This is a genomic window from Pseudomonas saudimassiliensis, from assembly GCF_000939975.1.
Lineage (GTDB): Bacteria > Pseudomonadota > Gammaproteobacteria > Pseudomonadales > Pseudomonadaceae > Halopseudomonas > Halopseudomonas saudimassiliensis.
In genome coordinates, this window is the sequence record NZ_LK391969.1 from 2417558 (window position 1) to 2443925 (window position 26368).

A 26368-nucleotide genomic window follows, 5' to 3' on the forward strand; every position below is an offset into this window, starting at 1 on the left:
TCCCAACGATAGGCAGGGCGCCCGTGGCGACTTAGCGGCTCTGCTCGAACAACTCCCGGCCGATCAGCATCCGCCGGATCTCGCTGGTGCCGGCGCCGATCTCGTACAGCTTGGCATCACGCAGCAGGCGACCGGTGGGGTAGTCATTGATATAGCCGTTGCCCCCGAGGATCTGGATAGCATCCAGCGCGGCACGGGTCGCCTGTTCGGCGGTATAGAGGATCACCCCGGCGGCGTCCTGCCGGCTGGCCCGGCCGAGGTCGCAACTGCGAGCCACGGCATACAGGTAGGCGCGGCTGGCGTTGAGGCTGGTATAGAGGTCGGCGACTTTGCCCTGGATCAGCTGAAACTCGCCAATGCTGCGGCCGAATTGCTGGCGGTCGTGGATGTAGGGCAGCACCACATCCAGGCAGGCCTGCATGATCCCCACCGGTCCGCCGGCCAGCACCACCCGTTCGTAGTCCAGCCCGCTCATCAATACCCGCGCACCGTCGTTGATCTCGCCCAGCACATTGGCCAGCGGCACGGTTACCTCGTCGAAAAACAGCGCGCAGGTGTTGGAGCCGCGCATGCCCAGCTTGTCCAGCTTGGGCCCACGGGAAAAGCCGGGGCTGTCGCCTTCCAGGATGAAGGCCGTCAGGCCGCGGGCACCGCGGTCGGGCTCGGTTTTGGCGTAGATAACATAGATATCGGCATCCGGCCCGTTGGTTATCCACATCTTGCTGCCGTTGAGCACAAAGTGATCGCCTCGGCGCTCGGCGCGCAACCGCATGCTGACCACGTCGGAGCCGGCGTTGGGTTCGCTCATGGCGAGTGCCCCCACGTGCTCGCCGGAGATCAGCTGGGGCAGGTATCGGGCCTGCTGTTCGGCGCTGCCGTTGCGACAGATCTGGTTCACGCACAGATTGGAATGGGCGCCATAGGACAGCGCTACGGAGGCGGAGCCGCGGCTGATTTCTTCCATCACCAGAGCGTGGGCCAGGTAACCCAGGCCGGCGCCGCCGTGCTGCTCCGGTGCGGTGATGCCGAGCAAGCCCATGTCGCCCAGCTTGCGCCACATGTCCCTGGGAAACTGGTTATCACGGTCGATGGCAGCGGCCCGCGGGGCCAGCTCCCGATCAACGAAGCCCCGCACCTGCTCGCGCAGCAAGTCGAGGGTTTCCCCCAGGGCAAAATCGAGGTGGGGTGGGTTCATGGGTCACCTTTGTTGTTCTGTTCTTCTGGCTGTGACTATTGATCAAGCTAGCAGCGGCAGGCGGGGTGTCAATGTGTCGACCAACCGGGGCGGGGCGAAGCGACAATAGAAAACCTATAAATAACCACAAATGAATTTAACGTTAGTTATTATTGGTTTGTTTATATTCAATGTCAGGCGCAAACTAGTCCGGTTCCGCCTGTCTGTTTATCAATGGAGTCATCATGCATCCTTCCTTCGCTTCAGCTGGTGCGAAGCCCGGCTACAACTACGATGTGGTTCGCAAGTTCACCCTCATGACCCTGGTGTGGGGCGTGTTGGGCATGGCGGTGGGTGTGGTGCTGGCTGCGCAGCTGGTCTGGCCGGCATTGAATTTCGATCTGCCCTGGTTCAGCTTCGGACGTATTCGCCCCATCCATACCAATCTGGTGATTTTCGCCTTTGGCGGCGGCGCGCTGTTCGCTACCTCGCTTTATGTGGTCCAGCGCACCAGCCGGGTACGCCTGGTGTCCGACCGGGTCGCGAATTTCGTGTTCTGGGGTTGGCAGACGATCATCGTGGCGATCATCCTCAGTTACGCGAACGGCCTGACCACCAGCAAGGAGTACGCGGAAATGATCTGGCCGATTGCGACCCTGATCACCCTGGTCTGGCTCGCTTACGGTTACCTGTTCTTCGCCACCATCGCCCGGCGGCAGGTCAAGCACATCTACGTGGGCAACTGGTTCTACGGGGCTTTCATCATCGTCACCGGCCTGGTGCACGTGGTTAACCATATCGACGTGCCGGTGTCGCTGTTCAAGTCCTATCCGATCTATGCCGGCGCTGCCGATGCCATGATCCAGTGGTGGTATGGCCACAGCGTGGTGGGCTTCATCCTGTCGGTCGGGTTTCTCGGCCTGATGTATTACTACGTACCCAAGCAGGCGGAACGGCCCATCTATTCCTATCGCCTGTCCATCGTGCATTTCTGGGCGGTTATCGCCCTGTACATCTGGGCCGGCCCGCATCACCTGCACTACACCGCGCTGCCGGATTGGGCGCAGACCCTGGGCATGGTGATGTCGATCATCCTGCTGGCGCCCAGTTGGGGCGGCATGATCAACGGCATGATGACCCTGTCCGGCGCCTGGCATAAATTGCGCAGCGATCCGATCCTGCGGTTCCTGGTCGTGGCGCTGGCGTTCTACGGCATGTCGACCTTCGAAGGGCCGATGATGGCGATCAAGACCGTGAACGCGCTGTCGCACTATACCGACTGGACCATCGGCCACGTGCACGCCGGGGCCCTGGGCTGGGTGGCGATGATCAGCATCGGTGCGCTCTACCATATGGTGCCCAGGCTCTGGGGCCGGAAAGGGATGTACAGCATCAAGTTGATCAACGTGCATTTCTGGATGGCGAGCATGGGGACGGTGCTGTATATCGTTGCCATGTGGGTCAATGGCATTACCCAGGGGCTGATGTGGCGGGCGGTCAACCTCGACGGCACCCTGACCTACTCCTTTGTCGAGGCCCTGGATGCCAGCCATCCTGGATATATCGTACGGATGATAGGCGGCGGCATTTTCGCGGCGGGCATGGTGCTGATGGCGTTCAATTGTGCCATGACCATCCGCCGCGCAGCCGCATCCACGCAGCAGGACAACCTGATCACGGCTTCCTGAGGGAGGCCATGATCAGGTTGATATAGGAATTACTGTATAAAAACTCAATTATTATTGAATTGCCTGCGGCCATTCCAGAGCCCAAAATATCCGGCTCGTTAAATCCCCTTTGCAAGTTCCGGTTTCTGATGTGCTTTATCCGGCCGTCATTGACTGCCGGCAGGAGCATTCAATGTCCGGTCAGCTGCTGACCCTTTCCCGTTTTCTGTTTGGCTGGTTACCCCGGACGGTACAGACTCGTCCGGGTGAATGGCTGCGCGCTGCCATCGGCGTTGCCGCCGCAGTGGCCTTCACATTCTGGCTGTCCAGCCTGCTCTATGGCTCGACCACGGCGATGGTCCTGCTCGGGCCGGCGGGGGCGACCGCCGTGCTGTTGTTCGTGGTGTCCTCCGGTGCGCTCGCCCAGCCCTGGCCGGTGCTGGGCAGTTACCTACTGGCGGCGCTGATCGGCCTGGCCATGTTGTACCTACCGGTGCCGGACATGACCCTGGGCTGGCGACTGGTAAGCGGGGTGAGTGCGGTGGTGCTGGGGATGTCGGTACTACGCTGCCTGCACCCGCCGGCCAGCGCCCTGGTCGTAGTGATCGTGCTGGCCGCCGATCTGCTGGAGCCGCTGGGCGGTTGGCTGGTGCTGCCGATCATGCTCAATGCATGCTGCCTGTTGTTCTGCGCCACCCTGTACAACAACCTCACCGGCATTCGCTATCCGAAGCAGCCGCCGCGCGTCGATCTGCACCATACCCGAGATGCGTTGCCGCAACAGCGGGTGGGCTTCACCGACGAAGACCTGGATCGGGCACTGGAGCAGTTCGGTGGCTTTGTCGACATCACCCGCCATGACCTGGAACAGATCATCCGCGACACCGAGAGTTCGGCACTGCGGCGCAAGATGGGCGATATCCGCGCCGAGCAGATCATGTCCCGGGATATCCGTACCGTGGGTCCCGATACCACGGTAATGCAGGCCATCCGGCTGTTCCGCCATCATCACGTGAAGACCCTGCCGGTGGTGGACAGCGCTGGCGCGGTGCAGGGCATCATCAGCCTGAGCGACCTGCTGGCGCAATTGGACCTGCCCCTGGGCCGCATCCTGCCGACGCGGATCAACCTGTGGCGCGACCAGCCGCTACACAAGATAATGACCGCGCCGGTGGTGACGGTGGACGGGCACACCCATGTGGTGGACATGATTCCCCTGATGTCGAGCCAGGGCTTGCACTGCCTGCCGGTGCTCGACAATGGCAGCCTGGTGGGCCTGGTCACCCAGACTGACGTGATCGCCGCGTTGCACCGGGATCTGGTCAGCCACCTAGCCTGACCGCGCCAGGATCAGTTGGCGGCAACGACCACCCGGTTGCGGCCGCTGTGCTTGGCTTCGTACAAGGCGCTGTCCGCTCGCCGCAGCAGTTGCTGGTAATCCGGATGGCCAGTGAACATGGCCAAGCCCAGGCTGGCGGTGAGATTGATGGTCACGTCCTGGGGCAGACGGAAAGTTTCGCTGGCGGTGAGTTGGCGGAATTTCTCCGCGGCGCGCCGGGCATTGGCGTCGTTGACGTCGACCATGATCACCAGAAATTCCTCACCTCCCATGCGAAACAGGTAGTCGCCGGCCCGGCTCTGGTTCAACAGCACGCTGGCAAACTGCTGCAGTACCAGGTCGCCCGCCTCGTGGCCATAGGTGTCGTTGACCTGCTTGAAGTGGTCGAGGTCGATGGAGAGTACTGCGAAGGAGTTGCCGGCCTGACGCGCGTAGTTGATCTGCCGACTCAGCACCACCGACAGAAACTTGCGACTGAGCAGACGGGTGAGGGTATCGCGACCCGATTCCAGTTCGTTGTTCTGCTCGAACAGCAGCTCCAGATGATGACCAATGCTGCGGCTCTGCTCGCGCACCTCGCGCAGCAGCTGAGTTGGCGAGTGGGGAGCTTCGCCAGTGGCAGGCTGGGCGAACAGTGGCAGCAGCACGTCATCGATTTCGGTAATGGCATCCATGATCAGGCCGGTTTCCAGCGCACCCTCAAAGCCGTGGGCACCCTTGTGCCGGAACCACAGGCCGAACTCGGAGGCGCGCAGCCGGGGCAACTGGTCCGCTGCCAGGCCCATGGCATGGTCGAACATCAGTTGGCTTTCCCAATTGAGCAGGGCGGCGCGCTGCCGTTCCTTTTCGTTGGCCATGTTCTGGGTCACGGCGAACAGGCGATAACCTTCCTCGGCGCGGGACCGTCGTTCATGGGATACCGCATAGGCCTGGCTCATGATCTCCATCGCCAGGTCGATCAGGGTGGTGGCATAACTGGCGGCCTGGGAACGCTGCGCGGGACCGAGCTGCTGATGGAGCAGCTCGACCAGCCGCCCCTTGAGCAGGCGCGCCCCGTGCAGGACCAGGTGCACCGGGACATCGATGCGCGCATGCACCTCGCCGATCTTGTGCTGATGGGCGATGAGCGCCTGGATCTCGGTCGCTTGCTGGCTGGAATAGAGGTTGACGAGCCAGCCCTGCAGGGAGTTGTTCAACCGCGTCTTGACGTCCTCATGGGAGAGCAGGGCGCCGGCTTCACCATGCCCCAGCAGCGCCGCATAGAAGTGGTCGGCCAGCTCCTGTTTGTGCCGCATGGCGACCTCGGCGGTGCCCTCCTTGACCGCATCATCGAAGCGGTTCAGCTGATGCTGCCAGTGCGCAGCGAGTTCATCGAGGGACAATCGGGCCATGGTAAATTCCGGTGTTCAAGGGAAAGGAGGCATTTTTCCACAGGCCTTCGGGCAAGGCCATCGCGGAAAATGTAATCTTTCTGTTGCATTTTTCTGTTTGAACCAAATCGCCGCGGATAATTCTATTGCCATGTAGTCCCCCCAAATACACCCGGAGGTGGAAACATGAAACAGCAATTGATTTATACCGCTTTGTTTACCTTTGCCTTGGGCGCAACCGCACCGATGGCGTTGGCCGGAGGCGACAAGCACGACGACGACCACACCATGACCGAGCAACGGCAGGATTCCGGTGCCTATAACGCTACCGGTGCCAATGGCGATGCGCCGCCCACCAGCCCGGCCCATCCTTCGGGTCCTGAGGGAGCTGGGACTGGCAGTGGCACCGGCACTGGTACCGGCGGCGCGGGCGGCGGTGGCACAGGTACAGGCACAGGCGGTGGTGCGGGTACCGGTACCAGCGGCGGCTCCGGCAGCACAGGCGCAGGCACCGGTGGCGCCGGTTCAGGTGGTGCCAGCGGTGCTGGCGCAGGCGCCGGGGGCTAACCCTGGCAGTAGTATCAGCGACAACGGAAGGCCGGGCTTATCCCGGCCTTTTCGTGTCCCCGGTCCGGTCTCGGAAAAAATTGCAGATCCGCTGATGGAACGCCAGCCCTGAACTAGACTGAAAGCGAACCAGTAAACGAGGGAGCTATGAGGCTGCGGATTTGGATTGTATTGGGCATTGTCTCCTTGATACTGCTCTGCGTGGCCGGCTTTGAATTTCGTTATGCCTGGCTGCAATCACAGTGGATCAGTGACTACGCGAGCAGATTGGAATACCAACTCGGCGAAGGTCCGAGCGAGGCGATCCGTTTTCCAGAAGCCGGGCCCTTCAACCAGCGTCTCGGTTACAGCCTGATTCCCGACTTTCAGCCGCGCCTGCAGCAGCGCGGTTACGGCATCAGCCAACAGGCGCGCTTCTCCTCGGAGCTGCTCGACTACGCCGACCACGGGCTCTTTGTTCCCTATCGGGAAAAGACCCAGGCCGGTTTGATGATCACCGACGCTCGCGGCCAGTCCATCTACCGTTTCACCTATCCCCGTTTCGGTTTTGCCGCCTTTGAGGATATTCCTCCCTTGCTGGTGGAGGCACTGCTGTTTATCGAGAACCGTCATCTGCTGGACCCGACGCTGGAGCATGCCAACCCCGCCGTGGACTGGCCACGGCTGGCCAGCGCGTCGCTGGCGATGGTGGCGGGCACCCTGGGCGGCGCCGGATACAGCCATGGCGCCAGTACCCTGGCCACCCAGATCGAGAAATACCGCCACTCCCTCGAAGGTCGTACCCAGTCACCCCTGGACAAGTTACGGCAGATGACCTCGGCCAGCGTGCGGGCCTACCGCGGCGGACCGCAGACCCTGGATGCCCGTCGCCAATTGGTGCTGGACTACCTCAACAGCGTACCGCTGACCGCGGCGCCCGGGCATGGCGAAGTGCACGGCTTCGGCGATGCGTTGTGGGTATGGTTTGCCGAAGATATCGAGGGTTTCAGTGCCAGCCTCAATGGCGAGCGGGGCCTGCCGGCTCAGGCCCTGGCGCTGCGCCAGGGCCTGTCGCTGGTGATCGCCCAGCGGCGTCCCAGCTGGTATTTGCTGACGGGCCGGGCTGAATTGCAGGAGCTGGTCGACAGCCATATCCGGCTGCTGGCCAACGAGCAGCGTATCGATCCCCGGCTGGCGGAGGCCGCGCTGGCCAGCCCCTTGGCGTTTCGCAACTGGGAGACCCAGCCGCTGCAGGAAACCATCGAGGCGGACAAGGCAATCCGCGTCACCCGCAGCCAGCTGGCCGGGATGCTCGGTCAGTCGATCTACAGCCTGGACCGGCTGGACATGAGTGCGGCCAGCAGTCTGGATCTGGCACTGCAGCGCGCGGTGAGCGACTTCCTCGACAGCCTGGCTGACGAGGAGAGCGCCCGGCAACACGGCCTGTTGGGTGAGACGCTGTTGTCGGCCCGGCAGGCAGCCGAAGTAAGCTACAGCTTCACCCTGATGGAGCGCACCCCCACCGGCAACCAGGTGCGGGTGCAGACCGATACCACCGGGCAGCCCTTCGACCTGAACCAGAGCAGCAAGCTGGAGCTGGGCTCCACTGCCAAGCTGCGGGTACTGACCAGTTACCTTGAGATCATCGCTGAGTTGCACGCTGCGCTGACCAGTGAGGCGGGCGCCGCCCCAGCGCGGGACCCGCTCAGCGCCTGGGCGGTAGAATATTTGCGCGCCAACCCGGACAGCGACCTGCCGACGATGCTGGACGCGGCCCTGCAACGGCGCTATTCCGCCTCGCCCTGGGAGCGCTTCCCCACCGGTGGGGGCGTGCAGAGCTTCGCCAACTACAGCAAGGACGACAACCAACGGCGCCCCACGGTGCAACAGGCGCTGCAGGAATCCATCAATCTGCCCTTTGTGCGGTTGCTGCGCGACATCATCCGCTATAGCCAATACCAGATTGTGGAGGATGCCGACAGCCTGCTGACCAATGATCGCGATCCACGGCGCAAGGCCTGGCTGCAGACCTTTGCCGACCGCGAGGGTCGGGTCTACCTGCAGCGTTTCTGGCGCCGCTATGCGGGGATGGACGAGCAGCAGCGCTTCGATCGACTACTGCGCCAGGTGCAGCCCATCGCCGCGCGCCTGTCGGTGGTGTACCGCATGCTGTATCCGGAGGCCGACTTCGAGCGGTTCAGCACCTTCCTGCAGGAGCATGTGCGGGTGCCGCAGAAGCCCGAGCGTATCGAGCGGTTGTACCAGGCCTACCGGCCGGGCAAGTACAGTCTCACCGACCAGGGCTATATCGCCCAGGTGCACCCCCTGGAGCTCTGGCTACTGGACTATCTGCGGCGCCATCCCCAGGCCACCTTCAACGACGCGGTCTCGGCTAGCGCAGTGGAGCGCCAGGAGGTGTATGCCTGGTTGTTTCGCACCCGGCACGCGGGGGCGCGCAATGTGCGTATCCGCAGTATGCTCGAGCGCGAAGCCTTCGATGATCTGCACCGGCGCTGGCAGCGGGTCGGCTATCCCTTTCCCCATCTGGTGCCCTCCCTGGGCACTGCCCTGGGCAGCTCGGGTGATCGCCCCAGCGCGCTGGCCGAGCTGATGGGGATCATCATCAATGATGGTCAGCGGTTGCCGGTAAGACGCATCAACAACCTGCATTTTGCTGCCGACACGCCCTGGGAAACCCGCTTCGAACCAGTGCCCGTCGAGGCCAGGCAGGTGCTGGCGCCGGAGGTTGCGGCCGCGCTGCGCCAGGCGCTGTCCGCCGTGGTATTGGATGGGACCGGGCGCCGGCTGCAGGGGGTATTCACCACGGCCAGCGGTGAGCCGCTGGCCGTGGGTGGCAAGACCGGCACCGGGGACAATCGCAGCTACACCATGGCGTCGGGTGGTCGCGTGCTGTCCTCCCAGGTCCTGAATCGGACGGCGACCTTCGTGTTCTTCCTAGGGCCCAACCATTTCGGCACGCTTACCGCCTTTGTCCCCGGGGCCGATGCCGGGGACTTCCATTTCACCTCCGCGCTGCCGGCGCAGGTGCTGAAAAGCATGGCGCCGGTCCTGGCGCCCTATCTGGATGAGCCTGCCGCCGTACTCGCCCAGCACCAGCCTTGAGCGGCCGCGCGCTTGAAGGCCGGCCGGATCAGGCCGCACAATGGCGCTTTCTCCCGTAAAGGATGTCACCATGTCTGATCTGCCGCTGGCCGGGCGCCGCATTGCCCTGCCGGAAAGCCGCGAGCTGGACCTGTTCGCCGATATGCTGCTCAAGCGCGGCGCCGAGGTCGTGCGCTGCCCCCTGGTCGCGATCCACGATGCGCCGGACCAGCAGCCCGTCAGGGATTGGCTGCACACCTTCAACAGCGAGGCCTGGGACGATTTCATCATGCTCACCGGTGAGGGGATGCGACGCCTGCTGACCGCAGCGGAGCGGGCGGGTGGCAGTATGCGGGAGGATTTCATTCACCGCCTCGGCCAGGTCCGCAAGATCGTTCGCGGTCCCAAGCCGGGCGCCGCGCTGCGCGCCGTCGGTTTGAAAGCCGAGGTGGTGGCAGTCGAGCCGACCACGGCGGGCATTATCGCCACCCTGCAGAACGAAGATCTGCGCGGCCGCAAGATCGCCGTGCAACTGTACGGCACCGACCCGAACCAGCCGCTCATGGACTTTCTCGCACAGGCGGGCGCCCAGGTCGCGCCGGTATGGCCCTACATCTATGCAGACGACGCCGAGAACGCCCGGGTTGACCAGCTGATCGCGGAAATGGCCAGCGGACGCCTGGATGCCATTGCCTTTACCAGCGGCACCCAGGTTCGGCGGCTGTTCCAGATCGGCAAGCGCACGGTTGGCGAGTCCCGATTGCGCGAGATCCTCGGCGCGCTGCGGATTGCTGCGGTCGGGCCGGTGGTTGCCAGTGAGCTGGAGGAGCGGGGGCTGCGCGTCGATCTCATGCCGCCCAGCAGTTTCTTCATGAAGCCGCTGGTGCGCGAGCTGGTCCGGGAGTTCGGGGGCGCAAGCCCGGACGATGGTTTACACTGACTTTTCACCTGTTCCACAAGGGATGTTTGATGAGCAAAGCCGGCCCGACATTGCTGTCGCCAGAACAATTGACCGTACCTATCGACCTCGACAGCCTGGGGTTCACGTCCACGGATGATCTTGAACCCTTTAAGGGCATCCTCGGGCAGGACCGTGCCGTGGAGGCGATGCATTTCGGGGTCGCCATGCGCCGGCCCGGTTACAACATGTTTGTCATGGGCGAACCGGGCACCGGGCGATTCTCCTATGCCATGCGCTATCTGCAGGCGGAGGCCAAGCGCATGGCCACCCCGCAGGACTGTATCTACGTCAACAACTTCGACGAGTCCCGCGAACCCAAGGCGCTGCATATGGCGCCGGGGGCGGCGGCCGCCTTTATCGAGGATATCCATCAACTGATCGACAACCTGCTGGCGACCTTCCCGGCGGTGTTCGAGCATCCGGCCTTCCAACAGAAAAAGGGCGCCATTGACCGGCACTTCAACAAACGCTACGACAGCGCCATCGATATGGTCGAGCGCAAGGCGCTGGAGCGTAATATTGCCCTGTACCGCGAGGGCCAGAATCTGGCGTTCACGCCCATGCGTGACGGCAAGGCGCTGGATGAGGCGGATTTCGCCCAGCTGCCGGAGGCCGAGCGGGAACGCTTCCATGCGGACATCTCGGACCTGGAAGAGGTGCTCAACGAGGCCCTGGCGAGCCTGCCCCAGTGGAAGCGTGAATCCAGCAACGAACTGCGCGAGCTCAATGAACAAACCATCACCGACGCCCTGCAGCCGCTCCTGGACCCCCTGACCGAGCGCTACTGCGACAACCCGGGCGTGTGCGAATACCTGCAGGCGATTCGGCAGAACCTGCTGAAAGTGGTGATCGAGCTGATGGTCGACGAGCGCACCGCGGACGGTCGTTCCGAGGCGGCGAAGAAGGCCGCGCTGGTGGCCCATTACAGCCCCAACCTGATCATCGAGCATCCCGGCTCGCGGGGTGCGCCGGTGGTCCACGAGCCCCATCCTTCCTATGACAACCTGTTCGGTCGGGTGGAATACAGCTCGGAGCAGGGCGCGTTGATCACCAGTTATCGCCATATCCGTGCCGGCGCGTTGCACCGGGCCAACAACGGTTACCTGGTGCTGGAAGCCGAGAAGTTGCTGGCCGAGCCGTTTGCCTGGGAGGCGCTCAAACGCGCCCTGCAATCGCGGCAGCTGAAGATCGAATCGCCCTGGGCCGATCTTGGCCGGCTGACGACCGTTACCCTCACGCCGCAGGTCATTCCGCTGTCGGTCAAGGTAGTGCTGATCGGCTCGCGGCGGGTGTATTACACCCTGCAGGACTACGATCCCGATTTCCAGGAGCTGTTTCGTGTGCTGGTGGATTTCGATGACCACCTGCCGCGCACCCCCGACAGCATCGAGGGTATGGCCCAGCTGCTCAAGACCCGGGTAGACGAGGAGGGCCTGGCGCCACTCACGGTCGCTGCAGTGGCGCGGATCCTGACCTACAGCGCGCGCCTGGCCGAGCATCAGCAGCACCTGTCCGCCAGCATCGCCGATATCTTCCAGCTGGTAGCCGAAGCGGATCTCACCCGGGAGCTGGCCGGTGATCGCATGACCGACACTGGCCATATCGAGCGGGCACTGCAAGCCAAGGAGGCGCGTACCGGCCGGGCCAGCTCCCGGATTCGTGAGGACATGCTGTCAGGCGTAATCCTGATCGATACCGCCGGGGCGGCCATCGGCAAGTGCAACGGCCTGACCGTGCTGGCGGTGGGCGACTCGGTGTTCGGCATGCCGGCCCGGATCAGCGCCACCGTATACCCTGGCAGCAGCGGTATCGTGGATATCGAACGTGAGGTCAGCCTGGGCCAGTCGATCCACTCCAAGGGCGTGATGATCCTTACCGGTTACCTGGGCAGTCGCTACGCCCAGGACCACCAGTTGGAGATTTCCGCGAGCATCGCCCTGGAGCAGTCCTACGGGTACATCGACGGCGATAGCGCCTCGCTGGGTGAAGTTTGCGCGCTGATCTCGGCGTTGGCGCGGGTGCCCCTGAAGCAGGAGTTCGCCATCACCGGTTCGATCAACCAGTTCGGTGAAGTGCAGGCCATTGGCGGGGTCAACGTCAAGATCGAAGGGTTCTTCCGCCTTTGTGAAGCCCGTGGCCTGACCGGTCGCCAGGGCGTGATTATCCCGCGCTCCAATGTGCCCAACCTGATGCTGCATCAGACGGTACTGGATGCGGCCAAGGCCGGGCTGTTCCACGTGTATGCGGTGGACAATGTCGACCAGGCGCTCAGCCTGCTGGCAGGCGAGGATGCCGGCACCCCGGATGCGGAGGGCAACTTCCCCGATGGCTCGATCAACGCGCGGGTGGTGCAACGGCTGAAGGCCATCAACAGCCGGGACCAGCAGCATGACGATCAGGACGCCAAGGAGGGAGACGACGACGGCGCTGACAACGGCGCGCCCAATCGTTGATCAAACATTGAACAGCATGTCGGACCCCAGGTCCGGCATGCTCTGGAGCAACCTTTCCCGCTATTGTCTACAGAGTTATCCACAGAATGTGTGGAGTACTTTGCGCCATCCATTTCCGCGGCCCGTTGTCAATAACCCGTTTTCGCGAATCAGGGCTGGACAGCAAATTATTTCCATGGCAAGGGCTGAGAGTGCGACATAACGCCGTCTCCAGGCTTTCTGGCCGGTTAGTTCATGACCACTCGGTCACGTTGGCTGTTTTTTGAACGGATTGCGGGCACCCCTGCGAAACCATGGCCCAGGGGCAGTTGCCACAAGGCTGTTCACAGACTTATCCACAGAATGTGTGCACAACCTCCGACCCCTTACCGCTGTGCCCGCAGGACGACGAATTTGCTGTTGCCGCCCACCTGTTCCACGGTGGAGAAAAAGCGGCGCAGCTTGACGTGGTAACCGAGGTGGCGGTTGCCTACCGCCAGCACGCTGCCCGTCGACGTCAGGGCCGCGTGGCTCTGCTGGAACAGCCGCATGGCGATTTCATCGCCGATGACCTGTTGCTGGTGGAAGGGCGGGTTGCACAGCACCAGATCCGCACTGTCGGCCGCTGCGTCGATCAGGCCATCGCTGACCAGAAAGCGCGCCTCCCGCCCAGGACAGGCACGCAGGAAATTATCCCGGGCCGAGGCAACCGCGGCGTAGGATTCGTCAATGAAGGTCAGCTGGGCCTCGGGGTTGAGCAAGGCCGCGTGGATGCCCAGGGCGCCATTGCCACAGCCCAGGTCGACGATGCGCAGCGGCCCTGCCGCGCGCGGAATACAGGGCAGCAGCACGCGGGTGCCGATATCCAGGCGCTGCCGGGAAAATACCCCGGGGCGGTTGTGCAGCTCGACATCGCTGTCTGGCAGGGCGTAGCGGGTAGTGAGCTCGGCGGCGGCTGGCGCCAGGCCGGCATCGAATCGGGCTGTCAGCAGCCGCGCCTTCTTCCAGGCCAGCGACGCCTGGTACGGACCGATGTATTTGGCCAGGAGATCACCAGCACTGGGCGGCAGGTGCTTGAGCATGGCGCCGGCGATCACCACCGCATCGTCGGCGAGCAGCGGGCGCAGCCGGCTCAACTGGTCCTCCAGCAGGGCGAGGCTCTTGGGAATGCGCAGCAGCACATGACTGATCGGGCCACTGGGCAGCTGCTGGCTGTCAACAACAGTGACTGCCTGGGTGGGCAGCTGGTTTTCCCTGAGGTTGTTCAACAGCGCGCGCTCGGCCAGGTGGGAGTCACCCCAACTCGTTACCGAGATTCCCGTCCCGGCCAGGGCGCAGGCGAGGGTGCCGAACTGGTCATTGACGACCAAAACCCCCGTCAGCGTTGGCGGAAGCGGCGCCAACTGCTGCAGCAGATACAGATCGGCGGCATCAAAGGGCTGCAGGGTCGGGTTGCGGGTAGGCGGATAGCGGTCGAGCCGGAGGCTGCCGAAGGGAGTATCACAAGGTTGCATGGACGGACCAGTCGAATCAGGGGCCGGCAGTATAGCGCAGCCGGCTGCCCTGAAAGGCCAGGAAGTGCCGAGTGGCTCGGTACTTCCCCGGTTGCAGATGGCGGATGTCGGTTAACGCCCTCCTGTAAGCAACGCCCGTTGCAGTGCCCCGCAGATAATGGCCAGGGTCTCGACGCGCGCGTGGCGTTTGTCCTCGGCCGAGACCACATGCCAGGGCGCCGAGGCGGTGCCGGTGCGTTCGACCATGTCATTCATGGCCTGTTCATAGTGTGGCCATTGATCGCGGTTGCGCCAGTCTTCCTCGGTGAGCTTGTAGCGTTTGAGTGGCGAGGCGGCGCGGGCCTGGAAGCGCTTCAGTTGCTCCTCCGGGGTAATCGCCAGCCAGATTTTCACCACCAGGGTGCCGGCGGCCTGCAGCTGCCTCTCGAAGTCGTTGATTTCCCCATAGGCGCGCTGCCACTCCTCGGGCTTACAGAAGCCCTCCACCCGTTCGACCAGCACCCGGCCGTAATAACTGCGGTCGAAAATGACCACCTGGCCCGGCAAGGGCACCCGCTTCCAGAACCGCAGCAGGTAGGGCTGACGCTGCTCCTCGGCGGTGGGTGCGCGGGTGCCGTGCACCCGTAAAAAGCGCGGGTCCAGGCATTGGCTGATACGGCGGATGGCGCCACCCTTGCCGGCAGCATCGGTGCCTTCGAACACCAGCAGCAGGCTGCGGTCGGCGAACCCCGGGTGGCGGACCAGCTCCCGCAGGCGGGCCTGGTAGTGCCGGAGCTGTTCATTGTATTGGTCCTTGTCCAGCGTGCGGCGGTAATCGACCTGCTGCAGGCGGGTAAGGGGCGCAGGGCTCCAGGGGGCAGCGGCGGGCTGCGCAGGTGGTTGCGCAAGCATCTGCTGCATGCGTTCGAGCACCAGTTGACCGATCTGGATATCCCGATAAAGCGCGTCGTCACTGGGTACCCTGACCCAGGGTGCGGCATCCGTGGCGGTCAAACTGCTGATCAATTGAAAGGATTCATCCACCAGCGCCTGGTCCGCCGAGCTGATATGGCCCCATTCGCGCATGGCGACGGTCGCTTCCGCGTCGGGCTCGGGAGCACCAGGCTGCCTGACCTCCAGCCAGAGCTTGAGCAGACCCACACCCTCATCGGCCAGCAATTGTTCGAAGCGGGCAATGTCGGTCATCTGCTGGTGCAGCGTCGGCAGGTCAATCTCGCCCCGGCAGTAGCGGATTTGTGGCTGGTGATACCAGGAGCCCAGGTAGAACGCCAGGCGTGCGGGTTTCGCCAGGCTGATCCAGTAGCGCCAGAGGTGGGGCATCCGCCGCTCCACGCCTTGGGGCAGGGTGAAGGCGCGGGTGGTGAGGTAGCGGTTGTCCAGCTCCTCATAAAAGCGGTAGATGACTTCGGCCTTGCCCGCCTCATCATTGCCGCTGATCACTATCAGCAGCGGCCCCTCGCCAGCTTCGCGCAGGGCGTACTGGGCTTCCAGCAGGTTCTCGGTAAGCTCCCTGCGCTGCTGCTTGTAGGCGGCCTTGCTGCTGCGCAATTCCGGCATCTTGTTACCCCCGTCAGGATTTATCCGTGCATGGTCAGTATAGTGACAGCCTGAGAATCTCTTCAGTTTTCATGGGACGGCAATGGCGAAGAACAAGCGAATGTATGGCTGCACCGAATGCGGTGCCACCTTCACCAAGTGGGCCGGGCAGTGCAGCGAGTGTCAGGCCTGGAATACCCTGGTGGAAACCGTGATCGATACCACGCCGGTAGGCGGCAGTGGCGGTGGCGGCCGCAGCGCCAACTGGGCGGGGGAAATGGCCCAGGTGCGCACCCTGGCGGAAGTCTCCACCGAGGAGATGCCGCGCCAGCCCAGCGGCTCCTCCGAGCTGGACCGGGTACTCGGTGGCGGCCTGGTGGCCGGTTCGGTGGTATTGATCGGTGGCGACCCCGGCATCGGTAAATCGACCATCCTGCTGCAGACGCTGTGCCGGCTGGCCCAGACCATCCCCGCACTCTATGTGACGGGGGAGGAATCCCAGCAGCAGGTGGCCATGCGCGCCAAGCGCCTTGGCCTGCCGGAAGACAAACTCAAGGTGATGACCGAGACCTGTATCGAGAGCATCGTCGCCACCGCCCGCCGTGAACAGCCCAAGGTGATGGTGGTGGATTCCATCCAGACCATTTTCACCGAGCAACTGCAATCGGCGCCGGGCGGGGTAGCCCAGGTGCGGGAAAGTGCCGCGCTGCTGGTGCGCTATGCCAAGCAGAGCGGTACCGCCATCTTCCTGGTCGGCCATGTGACCAAGGAAGGCTCGCTGGCCGGCCCGCGGGTGCTGGAACACATGGTGGACACCGTGCTGTACTTCGAGGGCGAGGCGGATGGCCGGCTGCGCATGCTGCGGGCGGTCAAGAACCGCTTCGGTGCGGTCAACGAGCTCGGGGTGTTCGCCATGACCGATAAGGGACTGAAGGAGGTCTCCAACCCGTCGGCGATCTTCCTGTCGCGCTACGACGCGCCCATTCCGGGCAGCGTGGTGATGTCCACCTGGGAAGGCTCGCGGCCGATGCTGGTGGAGGTCCAGGCGCTGGTGGATACCAGCCACCTGGGCAACCCGCGCCGCGTTACCCTGGGCCTGGACCAGAACCGGCTGGCCATGCTGCTGGCGGTGCTGCATCGCCACGGGGGCGTAGCGACCTATGATCAGGACGTCTTCGTCAACGTGGTCGGTGGCGTCAAGGTGCTGGAAACCGCAGCTGACCTGGCGCTGTTGGCGGCGGTGATTTCCAGCCTGCGCAACCGTCCGCTGCCGATGGACCTGATGGTCTTCGGCGAGTTGGGGCTGTCCGGTGAAATCCGGCCGGTGCCCAGCGGTCAGGAGCGCCTCAAGGAGGCGGCCAAGCATGGGTTTACCCGGGCCATCGTGCCCAAGGCCAATGCGCCCAAGGAGTCGCCCAAGGGTATGCAGGTGGTTCCGGTTACCCGGCTGGATGAAGCCCTGGGGGTATTGTTCGACTGATTCAGCTACCCAGCTCGGGTAACACGCGGTCGGCGAGCGCCGGGTCGGCCAGTGTCAGGCGAATCAACTGCTTGAGCTGGCTGGCCGAATCCAGATCCATATGGACCAAGGTCAACCCGAGCTGGTCGTGGCGCACAAAGGCCAGACGTGCTTCCAGGTGGATCTGCTCGCGAGCGACCAGGTCGATGATGGCATCGAAGCTTGCGCTGGGATCTGCCTCCGGCCACGTGTCGGGGCGACTCACGAGCAGGCCGTGCAGGGACAGGTCGAGCAGGGTGCTGCGGGCGCTCCAGTTGTCCTGGTAGAGACGGACGCTGGCGTTGAAATAGGGGGGAGGAGGATAGTCTGACATGACGGCCACCGGGACATCGTTTTCAGCAGGTCAATATCAGCTGCCGAGGACCGGGCCCCGCAGCCACCTATCTGCCACAGGCAAACCTGTGACAGACCGGGTCATCAGCCTCCGGTGAGGCTGAGTCGTTCAACCAGGGATTCAGACCACGCCCTGGGCCAGCATGGCGTCGGCAACCTTGACGAAGCCGGCGATATTCGCGCCTTTGACGTAGTTGATGTAGCCGTCCTCTTCCTTGCCGTAGCGCTCACAGGCCGAGTGGATGGACTGCATGATCGCGTGCAGCTTGGTGTCCACTTCGCCGTCGGTCCATTGCATGCGCATGGCGTTCTGGCTCATCTCCAGCCCGCTCACCGCCACGCCACCGGCGTTGGCTGCCTTGCCAGGGGCGAACAGGATGCGCTGCTCCAGGAATACATCGATCGCTTCCAGGGTGGAAGGCATGTTGGCACCTTCGACAACGCAGAAGCAGCCGTTGGCGATCAGCGTGCGCGCATCGTCACCGTTGAGCTCGTTCTGGGTGGCGCAGGGCAGCGCGATATCACAGACCAGGTGCCAGGGGGTGCGCTGGGCGAGGAATTCCAGGCCGAACTCGGTGGCCATTTCCTGCAGCCGACCGCGACGCTCGTTCTTCAGGTCCATCAGGTAATGCCACTGCTCAGTGGTCATGCCCTCGGGGAAGTACAGGGTGCCACCGGAATCGGACACGGAAATGACCACCGCGCCCAGATCCATGGCCTTGAGCGCAGCATACTGGGCCACGTTGCCGGAGCCGGACACGGCGATCCGCTGGCCTTCGAGGCTGCGGCCGCGCTCCTGCAGCATTTCTTCGGCGAAATAGACCGCGCCGTAACCGGTCGCTTCCGGACGGATCAGGCTGCCGCCGTAGGTCAGGCCCTTGCCGGTCAGCACCGAGGTGAATTCGTTGCGCAGACGCTTGTACTGGCCATACATGTAGCCGATTTCCCGGGCGCCGACGCCGATATCACCGGCCGGAATATCCAGGTTCTCGCCGATGTGGCGGGACAGTTCAGTCATGAATGACTGGCAGAAACGCATGACTTCGGCGTTGCTCTTGCCCTTGGGATCGAAGTCCGAGCCGCCCTTGCCGCCGCCCATGGGCAGGGTGGTCAAGGCATTCTTGAATACCTGCTCGAAGGCGAGGAACTTGAGCACGCCCAGGTTGACCGACGGGTGGAACCGCAGGCCGCCCTTGTAGGGACCGATGGCACTGTTCATCTGGACGCGGAAACCGCGGTTGACATGCACCTGGCCGCTATCATCCATCCACGGCACGCGGAACATGATGACCCGCTCGGGCTCGATCAGGCGTTCGATGATGCCGGCCTTGAGATACTTCGGGTTCTCCTGCAGGAAGGGCCACAGTGTGCTCAGCACTTCTTCAGCTGCCTGATGGAATTCGGGTTGCTCTGGATCGCGCAGTTTGAGATGCGCCAGGCAGGAGGTCAGAGTATCAGTCATGGAAGTCTCTTTTTTGCAAGTTTAAGACGTAATGGCGCAAATTTATCAGAGCTATGCACGCTCCGAAATAGCGCTTGGCAAAAAAACTTGCTTGGAGGTGGAGGGAAACGGCCCCCTGCAGCCCCTGCTCGAGGGTGTCCCCGGGAGCCGGGGGAATGCTGCAGGTGCCTGTTTTCAAAGCGTTTTCAGAATTATTTTCGCTCCCCGGCGCATGCGCTATTTGGTCGCATGCGCGGGGGCAAAAAAGTTCAGAAAAAATGTGACTTTTTGGTCAGGCGAGTTTTTTATAACGGACACGATGCGGCTGGGCTGCGGCTTCGCCCAGGCGTTTCTTGCGGTCTGCTTCAAACTCGGTGTAGTTGCCCTCGAAGAATATCACTTTTGCGTCATCCTCATAGGACAGAATGTGCGTGGCGATACGGTCGAGGAACCAGCGGTCGTGGGAGATCACGATGGCCGAGCCGGGGAAGTCGAGCAGCGCTTCCTCCAGTGCCCGCAGGGTTTCCACGTCCAGATCGTTGGACGGTTCGTCCAGCAGCAGCACGTTGGCGCCCTGTTTCAGCGTCATCGCCAGATGCAGGCGACCGCGCTCACCCCCGGACAGGTCCTTGACGAACTTCTGCTGATCCGCGCCCTTGAAGTTGAAGCGGCCGACATAGCCCCGGGAGGGCACTTCATAGTTGCCGACCTTGATCATGTCGAACCCGTTGGACACCTGCTCCCAAACGGTCTTGTTGCCGTCGAGGTTGTCCCGACTCTGGTCGACACTGGCGATGTGCACACTCTCACCGATGACGATCTTGCCGCTATCGGGCTGTTCCTTGCCGGTCAGCATGCGGAACAGGGTGGATTTACCCGCGCCGTTACCGCCGATGACACCGACAATGGCACCCTTGGGAATGGTCAGTGACAGGTCATCGATCAGCACCCGGTCGCCGTAGCCCTTGGATACATTGTGCAGTTCGATGACCTGGTCCCCCAGGCGCTGGCCGGCCGGGATGTAGATCTCGTTGGTCTCGCTGCGCTTCTGGAATTCCTGGGACTGCATTTCCTCGAAACGCTGCAGGCGCGCCTTGGACTTGGCCTGGCGGCCCTTGGCACCCTGGCGCACCCACTCCAGTTCGGCCTTCATGGCCTTGGCGTGGGAGGCTTCCTGCTTGGCTTCGGTGGCCAGGCGGTTGGCCTTGGATTCCAGCCACTGGGAGTAGTTGCCTTCGAAGGGAATGCCATGGCCACGGTCCAGCTCGAGAATCCAGCCGGCGACGTTGTCCAGGAAGTAGCGGTCGTGGGTAATCGCGACCACGGTGCCGGGGAAGTTGTGCAGGAACTGCTCCAGCCAGGCGACCGAGTCGGCATCCAGGTGGTTGGTCGGCTCGTCCAGCAGCAGCATGTCGGGCGCCGACAGCAGCAGGCGGCACAGGGCCACGCGGCGTTTTTCACCGCCGGACAGGTGGCCGATGGTGGCGTCCCACGGCGGCAGGCGCAGGGCATCGGCGGCCACTTCCAGCTGACGGTCCAGGTTGTGGCCGTCTGCGGCCTGCAGGATAGCTTCCAGCTTGGCCTGTTCCGCGGCCAGGGCGTCGAAGTCGGCGTCGGGTTCGGCGTAGGCGGCGTACACCTCGTCCAGCCGGGCTTGGGCATCCTTGACGTGACTGACGGCTTCTTCAACGATTTCCCGTACGGTGCGCTCCGGATCCAGTTGTGGCTCCTGGGGCAGATAGCCGACATTGATGCCGGGCATGGGCCGCGCTTCGCCGTCGAACTCGGTATCCACCCCCGCCATGATGCGTAGCAGGGTGGATTTACCCGCACCGTTGAGACCCAGCACACCAATCTTGGCGCCGGGGAAGAATGACAGGGAAATATCCTTGAGGATCTGCCGCTTCGGGGGCACAACCTTGCTCACCCGGTGCATGCTGTAAACGTATTGGGCCATGGAGGCGTAACCTGTATTGATAAAAAATGAATGACTATATATGCCGCCCTGAACGGGCAGGAGAATGGTGGGCAAGGCTAGCCGAAGTCGGTGTGGAGGGCAAATATGGGGGAGGGGAGTAGGTCCCCGAATTCCGCTCATCGAGCGCCTGAATCCTTTTCATGTGCCAGTTATGCCCGGTTGGGGTAAAATGCGGCCTCTTTTTTATTTGTACATCTCTGGCAGAGGGCCGTGACATGTTTAGCCGTTCCAACGATATTGCCACTTTCGACGCCGAGCTGTGGTCTGCCATGCAGCAGGAAGCCCAGCGTCAGGAAGAGCACATCGAGCTGATCGCATCCGAGAACTACACCAGTCCTGCCGTAATGCAGGCCCAGGGGTCGGTGCTTACCAACAAGTACGCCGAAGGCTATCCGGGCAAGCGCTACTACGGTGGCTGTGAATTCGTGGATGTGGCTGAGCAACTGGCCATCGACCGGGCCAAGCAGCTGTTCGGTGCTGATTACGCCAACGTTCAGCCCCACGCCGGCTCCCAGGCCAACAGCGCGGTATTCCAGGCGCTGGTGCAGCCGGGCGACACCGTGCTGGGCATGAGCCTGGCCCACGGCGGTCACCTGACCCACGGCGCCTCGGTCAATTTCTCTGGCAAGATGTACAACGCGGTACAGTACGGTATCGACACTGCCACCGGGCTGATTGACTACGACGAGCTGGAGCGCCTGGCCGTCGAGCACAAGCCGAAGATGATCGTTGCCGGCTTCTCTGCCTATTCCCAGATTCTGGACTTCCCGCGCTTCCGCGAGATCGCCGACAAGGTCGGGGCCTATCTGTTCGTCGACATGGCTCACGTGGCCGGTCTGGTTGCCGCGGGTGTCTACCCGAACCCAGTGCCTTATGCTGACGTGGTCACGACCACTACCCACAAGACCCTGCGCGGTCCCCGTGGTGGTCTGATCCTGGCCCGTGCCAATGAGGAGCTGGAGAAGAAGCTCAACTCGGCGGTATTCCCGGGCGGCCAGGGCGGCCCGCTGATGCACGTGATCGCGGCAAAGGCGATCTGCTTCAAGGAAGCCATGAGCGATGAGTTCAAGGCCTACCAGCAGCAGGTGGTGAAGAATGCCCAGGCCATGGCCGAGGTGTTCATCGAGCGTGGTTTTGATGTGGTTTCCGGTGGCACCAAGAACCACCTGTTCCTGCTGTCCCTGATCAAGCAGGACATCACCGGTAAGGACGCCGATGCCGCCCTGGGTCGCGCCTTCATTACCGTGAACAAGAACGCGGTGCCGAACGATCCGCGCTCGCCCTTCGTGACCTCCGGTCTGCGTATCGGTACGCCGGCGGTGACCACCCGTGGGTTCAAGGAGCAGGACTGCCGCGAGCTGGCTGGCTGGATCTGCGACATCCTCGACAACATGGGCGATGAGTCGGTGATCGACCGTGTCCGTGAACAGGTCAAGGCCATCTGCGCGCGTTTGCCGGTATACGGCGAGTAAGCGGCAGGGCAGTACAAGAACCCCTCTCCGGGTCACCGGCGAGGGGTTTTTTATTGCAATATGCCGGCAGCCCATTAGGCTGGGCAGGATGACGACCTGCAAGCTGGGAGGGGGTGTTGATGAAAGGGATGAGCAAATGGCTGGTCCTGCTGTTGCTCTGGGGCAGCCTGGCCCAGGCGGAAAACAAACCGCGGGTGGAAGCCGCGTTCATGGACTTTCCGGGCTACTCGGAACTCGATGACTCCGGCCGGGCTACCGGCAAGGCGGTCGAGCTCCTGCGCAAGCTGCTGGACGAAGCCGGCTACACGGCGCGGATTCGCATTCTTCCCGCCGCCCGCATCTGGCTGGGGCTGGAGAACGGTGATGTCCATCTGTGGCCCGGGGTGCTGAACAAGCCGGGTCTGGATGAACATACCCTGCTGACGGAGCGCGACCTCGGCGCGGTAGGCATCAACCTGTACTACCTGCCGGACCGCCCGGCACCCATCTGGCCGCAAGGGCTGCGGGGCAAGAGCGTCATCCTGATCACCAACTTCACCTACACCACTGGCCTGAAGAATACCCTGCTGGATCCGCAGCTGGAGTTGACCATCCATAAGAGCAACTCGCACAAAGGGGCGGTGAATATGCTGCTGCGCGGCCGTGGCGACTATCTGCTGGATTATCGGGCGCAGGTGGACGTGGTATTGCAGGAGGTGCCAGGGGTAGAGTTGGCAGATATGGAAGTGGCGGTACATCCCATGCGCCTGGTGCTGTCACGCCATTCCGGCTTTGCCGAACAGCTGCGCGCGGATCTGGACGCGGCCTTCGACCGATTGCAGGTTCAAGGGGTCGAGCTGGATGTGACTCGGCAGTAGCGGGGTGGGGGAGCCCGCCGGCAGGTGGTTCACAGTCTGCCAGCGGGTGATGCGCAGCGAGCGGTCAGTCGCGGCGCAGATTGAGCGTGCTCAAGGTGCGGTCGCGGACCGTCTTGAGCAGCGCAGCATCGTCAATCAGCGACTGGCCGTAGGAAGGCACCAGGTCCTTCATGCGGGCCTGCCATTGGGGCGACGCCATGCGGTCCTTGAAGCAGCGGTGCAGCACGTCGATCATGGCCTGTACAGCAGTGGACGCGCCCGGAGAAGCGCCCAGCAGTGCTGCCAGGGTGCCATCCTTTGCCGCCACGATTTCCGTGCCGAACTCCAGCTTGCCGTGTCCCTCGGCGTCCTTCTTGATGATCTGGACCCGCATGCCAGCGTTCTGCAAGGTCCAGTCTTCTTCCTTGGCGTCCGGGAAGAAGTTGCGCAGGGAGGCGACCCGGTCCTTGTGGGACTGGAAGGATTCTGCGATCAGGTATTTGGTCAGGTCCATGTTGTCGCGACCCACCGCCATCATCGGCGCCACGTTGTACGGGCGGACCGAGGAAAACAGGTCAAATACCGAGCCTTTTTTCAGGAACTTGGTGGTAAAGCCAGCGAAGGGGCCGAACAGCAGGGCCGGCTGACCATTGATGATGCGCGTGTCAAGATGCGGCACCGACATGGGCGGAGCGCCGACCGGGGCCTTGCCGTAGACCTTGGAATGGTGCTGTTGAACAATCTCCGGCTTCTTGCAGACCAGCCACTGGCCGCTGACCGGGAAGCCACCATAACCCTGGCTTTCATCGATGTGGGACTTCTGCAGCAGCGGCAGGGAACCACCACCGGCACCGAGGAACACGAAGCGGGCGTTGAACTGCTTGTCATCGCCGTTGTGTTCATCCTTCACCGACACCCGCCAATGGCCACGCTTGCTCTTGCGCAGGCTCTTGACCGAGTGGCTGAGGCACAGCTCGAAGTTATCCTGGGCGACCAGGTGCTTGATCATGCTGCGGGTCAGGGAGCCGAAATCCACATCCGAGCCGTGATCAACGCGGGTGGCCGCTACCGGCCCCGTGGCCGCACGGTCCCGCATGACCAGTGGCATCCATTCCGCCAGTTGCTCCCGGGACTCGCTGTACTGCATCTCCGCGAACAGGTGGTGTGCACTGAGCAATTCGTGACGTTTGCGCAGGAACGCGACGTCCTTCTCGCCCCAGACGAAGCTCTGGTGTGCAGTGGGGTTGATGAACTTGCCGGGCGCCGGGAGGATCTGCTGTTCGACCAGGTAGGACCAGAATTGCAGGCTCACCTCGAAGTTCGCATTGATCGACAGGGCACGGTTGATCGTGATGTTGCCATCATCGGCTTGGGGAGTGTAGTTCAGCTCACAGTAACCGGCGTGCCCCGTGCCGGCATTGTTCCAGCCATCCGTGCTCTCATGAGCGACGTGATCCAGACGTTCGACCAGGGTAATGGTCATATTTGGATCGAGCTGTTTGAGCAACATTCCGAGCGTGGCGCTCATGACGCCACCACCGACCAGCAATACGTCTACATCTTTTGCTGTCATTTACATGTCGCCTCTTACTAAAAACTGCGCGTATGATACTCGTTTATCCCGCTGCGTGTCATAACCGTTACCTATGCAATAGACACATCAAATGCACCACGAGTGCCTGGGTGGGCAAGGTAGCGGTACGGTGTGATGACGCCTGCTGACGTGACGCAACGGTTGCCAGCGTGAGACGAGGCAAACGCGCTGGTTTGGAGTAAGGCGTCCTGGCAAGGAAGGCGGGCTGGTCAGTCCTCCAGCCCCAGTTTCTTCAGGCGGTAGCGCAGCGAGCGGAAGGTCAGCCCCAGGCGACGGGCCGCGGCGGTCTTGTTCCAGCGGGTCTCCTCCAGTGCCTGGGTCAGGGCCTTGCGCTCGATATCATCGAGAAAATCCTCCAGCGAATCGATCTGCCCCAGCGCCGCATCGTCGCCCGGGACCGGGCCGGCAGCAAGCTGGATATCGCTGGCCATGATGGTGTCGCCCTCGCACAGGGTGAAGGCGCGCTCTAGAATGTTTTCCAGTTCACGCACGTTCCCCGGGAACCGGTAATTGCTCAGGCGCTCCATGCAAGCGGGGTCGACATGGGGTACAGGCACGCCAGCGCGCTGGGCCAGTTGGGCAAGGATCCGTTTGACCATCAGCGGGATGTCTTCGCGGCGCTCCCGCAGCGGCGGCACACAGAGCTCGATCACGTTGATCCGGTAGAACAGGTCCTGGCGGAATCGCCCCTCGGCGACTTCCTGGGCCAGATCCTTGTGGGTGGCGCAGAGCAGCCGCACGTTCACCGGTTGCTCCTGTTGGGTGCCGACGGGGCGCACCGCCTTCTCCTGGATGGCCCGCAGCAGCTTGACCTGCATGGCCAGCGGCAGGTCGGCCACCTCGTCGAGAAACAGGGTGCCGCCACTGGCCGCCTGGAACAATCCCGGCTTGTCGGCCACGGCGCCGGTGAAGCTGCCCTTACGATGGCCGAAGAACTCGCTTTCCATCAGCTCCGACGGAATGGCCCCGCAGTTCACCGGCACAAAGGGGTGGCAGGCCCGCGGTCCGAGGGCATGGATGCGCCGGGCGACCAATTCCTTGCCACTGCCGGACTCGCCGCTGATATAGAGAGGGGCCTCGCTACGGGCGAGCTTGGCAATCTGCCGGCGCAGTTGCTGGATTGGCGGCGAAGCGCCCTGGATCGGATCGTCCGCATCTTCAGCAATGGGTTCTTCCCGCGGACGGCTGAGGCGTAGCGCGCTGTTGACCAGCTCACGCAGGCGCTGCAGGTCCACCGGTTTGGTAAGAAAGTCGAACGCCCCTGACTTGAGCGCGTTGATGGCCGTATCCAGGCTGCCGTAGGCGGTGATCATCGCTACCGGCGTATTGGGGCAGTGCTGCTGGATATGCCGCACGATACTCAGGCCATCGCCATCTGGCAGGCGCATGTCGGTCAGGCACAGGTCGAAGTGCTGCTGGCCGAGCAGCTCCAGTGCCTGCGCCAGGCTGGTCGCACTGCGGGTGCTGATATTCATCCGGCCCAGGGTCATGTCCAGCAGCTCGAGGATGTCGGGCTCGTCATCGATGATCAGTGCCAGCGGGTTATTCACGTCT

18 protein-coding genes are annotated in these 26368 nt (G+C 62.9%); 9 read left to right on the forward strand and 9 right to left on the reverse strand.

Annotation, left to right across the window (positions count from 1 at the left end; translation table 11 throughout):
- Window positions 1–31: 31 nt before the first annotated feature.
- Complete coding sequence (locus tag VG99_RS11180; protein WP_044500003.1) at window positions 32–1195, reverse strand: isovaleryl-CoA dehydrogenase; 1164 nt, start codon at window positions 1193–1195, stop codon at window positions 32–34.
- A 224-nt stretch (window positions 1196–1419) separates the two neighbouring features.
- Between VG99_RS11180 and ccoN the strand changes: the two genes are divergently transcribed.
- The gene (ccoN, locus tag VG99_RS11185) at window positions 1420–2862 is read left to right on the forward strand and encodes a cytochrome-c oxidase, cbb3-type subunit I (RefSeq protein ID WP_044500005.1); all 1443 of its coding nucleotides are present in this window, start codon (window positions 1420–1422) and stop codon (window positions 2860–2862) included.
- 172 nt (window positions 2863–3034) lie between these two features.
- On the forward strand, window positions 3035–4180 hold the full coding sequence (locus tag VG99_RS11195) for an HPP family protein (RefSeq protein WP_044500007.1): 1146 nt from the start codon (window positions 3035–3037) through the stop codon (window positions 4178–4180).
- A gap of 11 nt (window positions 4181–4191) precedes the next feature.
- On the opposite strand, the gene VG99_RS11200 is transcribed toward VG99_RS11195, so the two are convergent.
- A complete protein-coding gene (locus VG99_RS11200) occupies window positions 4192–5571 on the reverse strand; it encodes a diguanylate cyclase (RefSeq protein ID WP_044500008.1) in 1380 nt (459 codons plus the stop codon).
- Between the two features lie 165 nt (window positions 5572–5736).
- On the opposite strand from VG99_RS11200, the gene VG99_RS16115 reads away from it, so the two are divergent.
- The 4 genes from VG99_RS16115 to VG99_RS11220 all read left to right on the forward strand — a co-directional run bounded on the left by VG99_RS16115 (window position 5737) and on the right by VG99_RS11220 (window position 12612).
- On the forward strand, window positions 5737–6117 hold the full coding sequence (locus VG99_RS16115) for a hypothetical protein (protein WP_044500010.1): 381 nt from the start codon (window positions 5737–5739) through the stop codon (window positions 6115–6117).
- Between the two features lie 147 nt (window positions 6118–6264).
- Window positions 6265–9219 carry a transglycosylase domain-containing protein gene (locus VG99_RS11210; RefSeq protein ID WP_052508786.1) on the forward strand — a complete coding sequence of 985 codons (2955 nt, stop codon included), beginning with the start codon at window positions 6265–6267 and terminating at the stop codon, window positions 9217–9219.
- A gap of 70 nt (window positions 9220–9289) precedes the next feature.
- On the forward strand, window positions 9290–10138 hold the full coding sequence (locus VG99_RS11215; RefSeq protein WP_052508787.1) for a uroporphyrinogen-III synthase: 849 nt from the start codon (window positions 9290–9292) through the stop codon (window positions 10136–10138).
- A 29-nt stretch (window positions 10139–10167) separates the two neighbouring features.
- On the forward strand, window positions 10168–12612 hold the full coding sequence (locus tag VG99_RS11220) for a Lon protease family protein (RefSeq protein WP_044500014.1): 2445 nt from the start codon (window positions 10168–10170) through the stop codon (window positions 12610–12612).
- Between the two features lie 365 nt (window positions 12613–12977).
- On the opposite strand, the gene VG99_RS11225 is transcribed toward VG99_RS11220, so the two are convergent.
- Both VG99_RS11225 and VG99_RS11230 read right to left on the reverse strand, forming a co-directional pair.
- On the reverse strand, window positions 12978–14105 hold the full coding sequence (locus tag VG99_RS11225) for a methyltransferase (RefSeq protein WP_044500017.1): 1128 nt from the start codon (window positions 14103–14105) through the stop codon (window positions 12978–12980).
- Between the two features lie 111 nt (window positions 14106–14216).
- Window positions 14217–15662 (reverse strand): hypothetical protein, encoded by a 1446-nt coding sequence (locus VG99_RS11230; protein ID WP_044500019.1) that lies wholly within the window; start codon window positions 15660–15662, stop codon window positions 14217–14219.
- 82 nt (window positions 15663–15744) lie between these two features.
- On the opposite strand from VG99_RS11230, the gene radA reads away from it, so the two are divergent.
- Window positions 15745–17121, forward strand: a complete 1377-nt coding sequence (gene radA / locus VG99_RS11235; protein WP_044500020.1) for a DNA repair protein RadA — start codon at window positions 15745–15747, stop codon at window positions 17119–17121.
- A 1-nt stretch (window position 17122) separates the two neighbouring features.
- Here the strand turns inward: radA and VG99_RS11240 are convergent, their stop codons facing one another.
- From VG99_RS11240 to ettA, 3 genes are all read right to left on the reverse strand, one after another.
- Entirely contained in the window at window positions 17123–17473 is a 351-nt protein-coding gene (locus VG99_RS11240) for a PilZ domain-containing protein (RefSeq protein ID WP_044500021.1), read from the reverse strand.
- Window positions 17474–17614: 141 nt separating this feature from the next.
- A complete protein-coding gene (gene gdhA / locus VG99_RS11245; RefSeq protein ID WP_044500022.1) occupies window positions 17615–18955 on the reverse strand; it encodes an NADP-specific glutamate dehydrogenase in 1341 nt (446 codons plus the stop codon).
- A 271-nt stretch (window positions 18956–19226) separates the two neighbouring features.
- On the reverse strand, window positions 19227–20891 hold the full coding sequence (gene ettA, locus VG99_RS11250) for an energy-dependent translational throttle protein EttA (RefSeq protein ID WP_044500024.1): 1665 nt from the start codon (window positions 20889–20891) through the stop codon (window positions 19227–19229).
- A gap of 236 nt (window positions 20892–21127) precedes the next feature.
- Here ettA and glyA point away from each other — a divergent pair, with 236 nt between their 5' ends.
- A complete protein-coding gene (glyA, locus tag VG99_RS11255) occupies window positions 21128–22384 on the forward strand; it encodes a serine hydroxymethyltransferase (protein ID WP_044500025.1) in 1257 nt (418 codons plus the stop codon).
- Window positions 22385–22503: 119 nt separating this feature from the next.
- Window positions 22504–23241 carry a substrate-binding periplasmic protein gene (locus VG99_RS11260; protein ID WP_044500026.1) on the forward strand — a complete coding sequence of 246 codons (738 nt, stop codon included), beginning with the start codon at window positions 22504–22506 and terminating at the stop codon, window positions 23239–23241.
- A 64-nt stretch (window positions 23242–23305) separates the two neighbouring features.
- On the opposite strand, the gene mqo is transcribed toward VG99_RS11260, so the two are convergent.
- A complete protein-coding gene (gene mqo, locus VG99_RS11265; protein ID WP_044500027.1) occupies window positions 23306–24793 on the reverse strand; it encodes a malate dehydrogenase (quinone) in 1488 nt (495 codons plus the stop codon).
- A gap of 230 nt (window positions 24794–25023) precedes the next feature.
- Window positions 25024–26364 (reverse strand): sigma-54-dependent transcriptional regulator, encoded by a 1341-nt coding sequence (locus VG99_RS11270; protein WP_044500028.1) that lies wholly within the window; start codon window positions 26362–26364, stop codon window positions 25024–25026.
- Window positions 26365–26368: the final 4 nt, after the last annotated feature.